Origin of the sequence: Demequina sp., assembly GCF_016278775.1 — a bacterium.
GTDB lineage: Bacteria > Actinomycetota > Actinomycetes > Actinomycetales > Demequinaceae > Demequina.
The window spans coordinates 71,029-78,609 of sequence record NZ_JADQBF010000041.1 but is presented as its reverse complement, the minus strand read 5'-3'; the positions used below and the strand labels follow the sequence as shown (position 1 = coordinate 78,609).

The window sequence follows — 7,581 nt, the reverse complement described above, 5'->3', positions numbered from 1 at the left end:
AGATGACCAAGTGGTTCGACTCGAACTACCACTACCTGGTTCCGGAGATCGGCCCAGAGACGGTGTTCGCCCTGTCGAGCGCGCGTTGGGTTGACGAGTTTGTCGAGGGCAAGAACGCGGGCTACGTGACCCGTCCCGTCATCACCGGTCCACTCACATTCCTGTACCTGGCGAAGGCTTCCGACGACGCGAAGGCCGACTTCAACCCCATCAGCCGCCTTGACGATCTGCTGCCCGTGTATGGCGAACTGCTTGCCGCGCTTAAGGCCGCCGGTGCCGAGTGGGTCCAGATCGACGAGCCGATCCTGGTGGCGGACACCGACGCCGACCGTGCGGAGGTGCTCGCCAACGCCGAGCGCGTCTACGCCTGGCTCGGCGAGCAGCAGGCTCGCCCGCAGATCCTGGTGGCGGCACCCATGGGATCGCTCGACGACGCCCTCCCTGTGCTGGCGGCGACGCCAGTCGAGGCGATTGGCATCGACCTGGTGCGCGGAGGCGTTCCTGTGGGCGCGCACCTGACCGGCAAGGTCATCGCGGCCGGCGTGGTGGATGGCCACAACATCTGGCGCACCGACCTTGACGACGCTCTCGCGACGCTCAAGGCGGTCGAGGCGCTGGGTGCCACCGTCGCCGTATCGACGTCCACGTCGTTGTTCCACGTGCCTCACACGCTGAAGGGCGAGGAGCACCTGGGCGAGGAACTCATCAGTTGGCTCGCTTTTGCCGACGAGAAGGTGGCGGAGATCGCTGCCCTAGCCACCGCCCTCACCGAGGGCGAGGCCGCAGCGGCCGACGCGCTGGCCCAGGCCCGCGCCGCGCTCGCGTCGCGCAAGGCTCACCCCGGCACCAACCGCGCCGACGTGCGCGACGCCCTCGCAGCGGTCAAGCCGCAGGACTTTGCTCGCTCCGACTACTCCGTGCGCGCCGCAACCCAGGCCAACCGCTTCAACCTCCCTGAGTTGGCGACCACCACCATCGGCTCCTTCCCGCAGACTCCCGAGATCCGCAAGGCCCGCGCCGCGTGGGCCAAGGGAACTCTCACTGACGTCGAGTACGAGGCCGCCATGAAGGCGGAGATCGAGTCTGTGGTGAAGCTGCAGGAGGACCTCGGACTTGACGTGCTGGTGCACGGCGAGGCCGAGCGCAACGACATGGTGCAGTACTTTGCCGAGTTGCTCGACGGCTTCGACGTCACCGTCAACGGCTGGGTGCAGTCCTACGGCTCGCGTTGCACGCGCCCCTCGATTCTGTGGGGAGACGTTGCCCGTCCAGAGCCCATGACGGTGCGCTGGGCCCAGTACGCCCAGTCGCTGTCGGACAAGCCTGTCAAGGGGATGCTCACGGGCCCAGTCACGATTCTCGCGTGGTCCTTTGTGCGCGACGACCAGCCGATGGGCGTCACCGCCAATCAGGTCGCGCTTGCCCTCCGCGAGGAGATTGCTGACCTGGAGGCGGCCGGCATCGGCATCATCCAGGTGGATGAGCCGGCACTGCGTGAGCTGCTCCCGCTGCGCAATGCCGACAAGCCCGCGTATCTTGAGTGGTCGGTCAACTCGTTCAAACTCGCCACGTCTGGAGCCAAAGACGACACCCAGGTGCACACACACCTGTGCTACTCGGAGTTTGGCGAGATCATCGACGCGATCGACGGCCTCGATGCGGACGTCACGTCAATCGAGGCGGCCCGGTCCCGCATGGAGGTGCTGCCCGCCATCAAGAACCACGGCTACGCACGCGGCATCGGCCCCGGCGTATGGGACATCCACAGCCCCCGCATTCCCTCGACCGAGGAGATCACGGAGCTGCTCACGCTCGCCAAGGACTCGATCCCTGGCCAGCAACTGTGGGTCAACCCCGACTGCGGCCTGAAGACGCGCGGCTACGCCGAGACGACTGCGAGCCTCGAGAACCTCATCGCTGCCACGAAGGCAGTGCGCTAGAGCACGTCGGACAACGCGCCGGGGTGGGCCCGAGACCGTCCACAGGGGAATCATCCCTATGTGGCCCAGTGACCTGTTCGGGTAGTTTGCTCCCATGAGGGTGGAGATCGATGTCCAGGGAGTCCTTGACCTCACCCATCGAGCGTCGTTGCAGGTCCAGGACTGGTCGTCGGCGTCGGCCGCGGCGGAGCGGGCTCACCGCGCGGCGGCACATGCCGTCGCCGCCATTCCCGCCGTGTCCGGTCAGTGCGAGCGCGTGCTCGGCCCCCGCAAGGTTCTCGCACAGGAGTCCATGACGGCGGCGGGCCTCACGGTGGAGGCTGCGCGGAACGGCGTACTCGCCTTGTTGGAACAGGATGAGCAACTGGCGGCCAAGGTGTTTGCTACCGACGGTCTCGATGGTCCCCGGGGACTCACGCCTTCCGGCGGGCAGCACGGGCGATCATGACAGAACTCGTTGCAGCGCATGACATCCCCGACCTCTCGGTACACCCCGATGCGATCAGGAGCGCGGCAGACGATCTGCTGCAGGCAGGGAGGGAACTCGACGGCTCAGCGAACGCGCTCGAGGGAACCTGGGTTGGAGTCCCCGGCGTGTTGAGCTCCGCCCAGACCGAGCCCCTCATGTCGCGGATGGCGCTGGCTGCGAGCGCGGGCAACGAAGCGCAAGACGGCATGCGGCGCGCGTCCTTCGCGCTCGGTGACTTGGCGGACGCCCTCGCCGTGGCCAAGGCGCGAGTCACGGCGCTCGAGTATGAAGTGCCCGCACTGCGCAGTCAGGTGTTCACGTTCCGCCAGTCCATGGCGGAGCTGTACGAGATGTCGGTGTCAGACATGGGGGAGGTGTGGGGACCAGGTCAGTTCGAGGCGAACAGTCGATTGTGGTCGGAGTGCCTCTCCGTCGGCGACCTCATCGAGGCTGCCACGTCGGATTGCGTCGGCGCGCTACAGCGCATCGGTGACGTCGACTCCCTCCTGTCGCACACCATGTCGGCGTTCCGACACCCAAGCCCCGGCCCGCGAACCTCCGTCGCAAAGGCCGATTTCGAGGCGGCCGTGGTGATGTCGTTCTTGCGCCAGCTCGCGGCGAGTGATGATCCCGATGCCGTCCGCGCGTGGCTTGAGGAGCACCCCGAGATCGCCGAGTTGCTGTGGTTCTACCCGCCTCCAGCGGGCCAGGTCCAGGAGTGGTGGTCGCACCTGGAACCGGACGCTGCTCGCATGCTGATCGAGCACGCTCCCCGCATTGTGGGCAATCTCGATGGCGTGATCCTCGCCGACAGAATCGAGGCCAACACCTACGGCGTTCGGGAGGAAATTGCGCGACTGGAGAGTGAGATCTCGATGTGGGAGGAGGACATTCGGAGCCTGGAGCGCGCTGAGTCCGATGAGCCATCGACGCAAGCGGTGACTCCGGGGCCCCGCGAAGGACTGATCTGGCGCAACCGTGACAGCATCGGCAAGAACGCCGAGCTGATCGACTACTACGAGTCGCTCCTCGGCCAGCAGGTGACATCCTTCGATGCCAACGGGGACGCAAGCACGCTCACGGGGGTTTCATTGGCGGTGTTCGATCCCGCTCACGATGCGATCGCGACGTATCGCGGTCCCATCGACCCGCTTACAGGAAACGTGCCCGCGTGGATCACGCACATCGCCGTCTCTGTTCCAGGCACTGGCTCCACCATGCAGCACTTCGCGGATGATCGCGCTGCGGACATCTACCAGGAGGCCAACGTGTCAGCGGGCGAGCCGACCGCTGTCATTCAATGGGCGGGTGGTGCGCTACCTCAGAACATCCCACAGGCGATGGACCCGTCATACTCCCACGCGCTGGCTCCTCACCTTGCGGCCTTCGTCAACGCCCTCGAGGTTCCCCCGGGAGCGGACGTCACAGTCATTGGGCACAGTTATGGTGGCGCCACGGTGGGACTGGCGGAACAGGCAGGCCTGCGAGCTGACAGGATTCTCTACATGGCCGCAGCCGGCATGGGAGACGGAGTGCACGGCGTCACGGACTTCCCCGCCACCGGTGACGTCCCGCACTTCGCCATGATGGTGCGCAACGACTCTGTAGTAGGTCTGATTCAAGGCAACGAGGGGGACCTGCTGGCGATCCACGGCCAAACGCCCCTCAATGCCAGCGGCGTCATCCGCCTGGAGACGGGGCAGGTCGAGTACGGCAACACGCAGAGCGAAGACCTTGAGAACCATTGGGACGGATCCACGCCTCCTGGTTTCGCGGGCCACTCAGGGATCTACGCGCCGGGGTCCACGGCCTTCAACAATCTGGTCCAGGTGATTGTGGGGGGACAGGTGGAGGTCTACGCACCAAGTGAAGTAATCACCTACCCGGAGGGCACTCGTGTGGTGGTCGATGGCAATGACGCCCCCGGGTACGCGCCGCACTACATTGCGGTCGACGGATGAGGGCGGGTGTGAGGATCGCCGCGATCCTGGCGATGATCGTCGTACTAGGAGGATGCATGGGCACTGAAAGTCGACTGGGCGAGTATCAGACGCAAGCGGAGCACCTTCACGGTGAACTGGTGGGGATCACGTCGTCGTACGACGTGAAGGGCGAACCGGTCATCGAGTCGTCGTTGCGCGTCGGGGACACCCACTCGGGTACGGCCAACGAGTCGGACCCCGCCTACTGGCAGATCGCCGACAACAGGAGCTACGTCGAGACCTCGACGGCGGTGGCCGCCGGTGAGGCCATGTCCGACTTCCTCGTCTCCGACGGTTGGGTCGCTACGGACGGCGGTCTCAGCAACGAGCGAGCCACCGTCACCGATCTTCGCAAGTCCATCGATGGAGCTCAGTGGCATATCCGGTTGGTGTATCCGAGCGCGCAAGAGTCTACGAGAACAAACCTCGCGGTCCTCATCATGAGCCCATGGACTACGAGGGGAACTTCTGCGGACGGCTAGGCGGCCAGAGTGACGCGCCATTCCGTGGTCCCAGCGCGTGCAGGAGAGCTTCACGTCAAGTGCACTGACCCGAACTCGAATCTCCGTCGGGAGCGTTGAACTTGTAGCCGGGGCTCTTGGCGTGATCCCCGTCCGGGTGCGTCACGTCAATGCACCACAGGTCGAAACTCGTCCAATGCAGCCCGCCGAGGACCACTCCGGGCGACAGGGACGCAATGGTCTCGCCGTCGAGGGTCACTGTCCTGTCGGAGACGGCAAGGGTGGGAACGCCCACCTGGTCCTGATCGAGAGCGATACGGATGCCCTTCGCGACAGCATTGAGGTCAGACTTCGCGGCTGCGTCGCGACCCTTTTTTTGCTGGTCGAGGTACAGGGGTATGGCTATAGCGGCGAGCAACCCGATGATGAGGATCACCGTGATCAATTCGACCAAGGAAAAGCCATCATCGCGCTGCCGCCTCAAAATGGCGGTATTCATGTGGGGTCTCTTTCGGTGCAAAGTCCCCCTGAAGCGGGGGTTAGGGTGTCCGCCCGATGCCGAACCGACATCCCTATCCTGGCGTGAGCGTGCACGGAGCGCAATGGAAAGTGACAAAAGGGGCAAGGCTGTTGACGCGTCGGCGCTCGCGGTTCGCGGATGATGAAGGGGCTCAGGCGTCGTAGGTGAGTTGCCAATAGCCCACGTCGACCCACCGATCAAACTTGCGCCCCACGGCCACCAGATGAGCCACCTGGGTCATGCCGAAGCGCTCGTGAAGCGCGACGGACGCGTTGTTGGGAAGCGCGATCGAGCCGATGATCGCGTGGACAGGCGCGTGTCGGCTCTGCGCGGAGGTGAGATCCTCAACGGCAGCAAACAGCGATGCAAAGAGCGCGGTGCCGAGGCCCCTCCCCCGGGCATCGGGATGGAGGTAGATGGTGGCCTCGAGGGTGTGGTCGTACGCCGCACGGTCTCTGAACTGGCCGGCGTACGCGTATCCCAGCACGGCCGAGTCCGCGCCGCCGTCGGCCGCGACTGCGGCATCCTCCACGACGAGCCACGGCAGGCCCGCGCCCAGGACCTTGGCGATTCTTCGAGCCATTTCCGGTGCGTCGATGGCGTCGAGTTCGAACGTCGCCACCGTGTCAAGCACGTAGGCGTTGTAAATGGTCGTGATGGCCGCGGCATCGTCCGCACGGACGGGGCGCACCGTGAACGGGCGTGTCATGAGGTCATCATTCCAGCGGGGTGGCCGCCCACGCTAGCGACGGCACTCTCCCGCACCACCGTCTCGTCGTAGGCACGCTTGCTGCGCAGGTAGCGCCACGACGCGGCCATGATGACGATGCCTGCCAGGCCTGCGGCGCTCGTCACGCCGAAGCCGTGGGAAGCCCCACCTCGCTCCACCATCACGCCCGTGACCCATGCTCCAGCCGCGACCCCAAGGTCGAGGCCCACGCGGGTCCACGCCATGCCCTCCGTCATCCGTGAGCGCGGTATGAGCGCATGCACCACGCCGTCGCCGACGGCCATGGTGGGTGCGATGACGAGCCCCGTCACGAACATGAGGGCGCCAAGCACCAACAGGGTGGGGGCGAATGCAAACGTCGTCGCGCCGATCCCACTCCCTGTCACTCCCCACAGCAGCCTGGAAGCGAGCGATCCCGTCCACATGCGCGAGCCATAGAGGAGCCCGCCCGTCAGCGAACCCAGGGCGAAGACGGCAAGGACGGGCCCCGACCACGACTTGTGACCCATCTCCTCAGCGAGTGCCACCGTGGACGCATCCACCGACGCAAAGAGGGCGCCCTGGGTGGCGAACACGATGGTGGTGATCACGAGAGCGGGAGTGGTGACGAGCAGGTGACCGCGCAAGGGGTTGCGGTAGCGGCGGGGCCGGTTGCGGGCGCGGGCACTTTCAGGGATCAGGCCGACGCGAGGGAGTGAACCGTCGATGACGGGCGCCATGGTCAGGGGGACGGTTCCCGCGTCGGCCCTGCGGGCGGGCGGCTCCGTTGAGCGCAACGACAAGAACACGTAGCCGCCCACGAGCAGGGTGACGGCCGCAACGACGCTGGGCAGCCACGACGCGACGGTGGTGGCGAGCACCGTGGCGAGCGCCGGTCCGGCAATGAACAGCACCTCCTCAAGCGAGCTCTCGAGCGAGAACGCGGTGTTGAGGCTGTGCTTGTCCGGCACGATGTGCGTCCAGCGGGCGCGGGTCAGGGTCGATTGGCTGCCGCTGAGGGAAACCATGGGCGCCACCGTGAGCAATACCCATAGGGGCGCATGCATTAGGGCTGCCACGACCAGGCCGACGCGGGCCGACACCGACAGCGCGAACCCGATGCGTAGCACCCGCGACTGCCCGAACTCGTCGATGAGCCGACTGACTTGGGGCGCCAAGAAGGCGTTGCCGATTGCTACTGCTGCCAGCACCGCGCCAGCGAGCGCGTAGGAGCCGTACTCGATCTGCACGAGCAGGAAGGTTGCCAGCCCAGTCAAGCCCATCTGCATGCGGGCGAGGAGGCCCCACCAGAAGAAGGCCGCCGCGCCCGGCAGCGCCAGAATTTCGCGATAGCGCGCAAACATCACACGTCTCCGAAGAACACCATGAGTGCGCCCGTGGGCGCGAGCGTCACACCACCCGCGCGATGTGACCGGCGCATCGTCCTGGGGCCACGCTCACGCGGGCCGCGCCAGGCGACGAGCAATTCTTGCACACCCG

7 protein-coding genes are annotated in these 7,581 nt (G+C 65.9%); 4 read left to right on the top strand and 3 right to left on the bottom strand.

Features of this window, described 5'->3' with window-relative positions; genetic code table 11:
- The 4 genes from metE to QZZ33_RS06425 form a co-directional block, all read left to right on the top strand.
- Positions 1 to 1,940 (top strand): 5-methyltetrahydropteroyltriglutamate--homocysteine S-methyltransferase (gene metE / locus QZZ33_RS06440; protein ID WP_291378945.1); only part of this gene is annotated, 1,940 nt, incomplete at its 5' end.
- 94 nt (positions 1,941 to 2,034) lie between these two features.
- Positions 2,035 to 2,388: a hypothetical protein gene (locus tag QZZ33_RS06435; protein ID WP_291378944.1), complete on the top strand. Its 354-nt coding sequence runs from the start codon at positions 2,035 to 2,037 to the stop codon at positions 2,386 to 2,388.
- Positions 2,385 to 4,370: an alpha/beta hydrolase gene (locus tag QZZ33_RS06430; protein WP_291378943.1), complete on the top strand. Its 1,986-nt coding sequence runs from the start codon at positions 2,385 to 2,387 to the stop codon at positions 4,368 to 4,370. The genes QZZ33_RS06435 and QZZ33_RS06430 overlap by 4 nt, the downstream gene beginning before the upstream one ends.
- A gap of 56 nt (positions 4,371 to 4,426) precedes the next feature.
- The gene (locus QZZ33_RS06425; protein ID WP_291378942.1) at positions 4,427 to 4,873 is read left to right on the top strand and encodes a hypothetical protein; all 447 of its coding nucleotides are present in this window, start codon (positions 4,427 to 4,429) and stop codon (positions 4,871 to 4,873) included.
- 55 nt (positions 4,874 to 4,928) lie between these two features.
- Here the strand turns inward: QZZ33_RS06425 and QZZ33_RS06420 are convergent, their stop codons facing one another.
- The 3 genes from QZZ33_RS06420 to QZZ33_RS06410 all read right to left on the bottom strand — a co-directional run bounded on the left by QZZ33_RS06420 (position 4,929) and on the right by QZZ33_RS06410 (position 7,445).
- Entirely contained in the window at positions 4,929 to 5,351 is a 423-nt protein-coding gene (locus tag QZZ33_RS06420) for a type IV pilin protein (protein ID WP_291378941.1), read from the bottom strand.
- Positions 5,352 to 5,523: 172 nt separating this feature from the next.
- Entirely contained in the window at positions 5,524 to 6,081 is a 558-nt protein-coding gene (locus tag QZZ33_RS06415; protein WP_291378940.1) for a GNAT family N-acetyltransferase, read from the bottom strand.
- Positions 6,078 to 7,445, bottom strand: coding sequence for an MFS transporter (locus QZZ33_RS06410; protein ID WP_291378939.1), 1,368 nt, complete (start codon positions 7,443 to 7,445; stop codon positions 6,078 to 6,080). The genes QZZ33_RS06415 and QZZ33_RS06410 overlap by 4 nt, the downstream gene beginning before the upstream one ends.
- Positions 7,446 to 7,581 lie beyond the last annotated feature (136 nt).

Coding starts and splice junctions, on each gene's coding strand:
- QZZ33_RS06435 (WP_291378944.1), top strand. CDS start 2,035: ATGAGGGTGGAGATCGATGTCCAGGGAGTCCTTGACCTCACCCATCGA.
- QZZ33_RS06430 (WP_291378943.1), top strand. CDS start 2,385: ATGACAGAACTCGTTGCAGCGCATGACATCCCCGACCTCTCGGTACAC.
- QZZ33_RS06425 (WP_291378942.1), top strand. CDS start 4,427: ATGGGCACTGAAAGTCGACTGGGCGAGTATCAGACGCAAGCGGAGCAC.
- QZZ33_RS06420 (WP_291378941.1), bottom strand. CDS start 5,351: ATGAATACCGCCATTTTGAGGCGGCAGCGCGATGATGGCTTTTCCTTG.
- QZZ33_RS06415 (WP_291378940.1), bottom strand. CDS start 6,081: ATGACACGCCCGTTCACGGTGCGCCCCGTCCGTGCGGACGATGCCGCG.
- QZZ33_RS06410 (WP_291378939.1), bottom strand. CDS start 7,445: ATGTTTGCGCGCTATCGCGAAATTCTGGCGCTGCCGGGCGCGGCGGCC.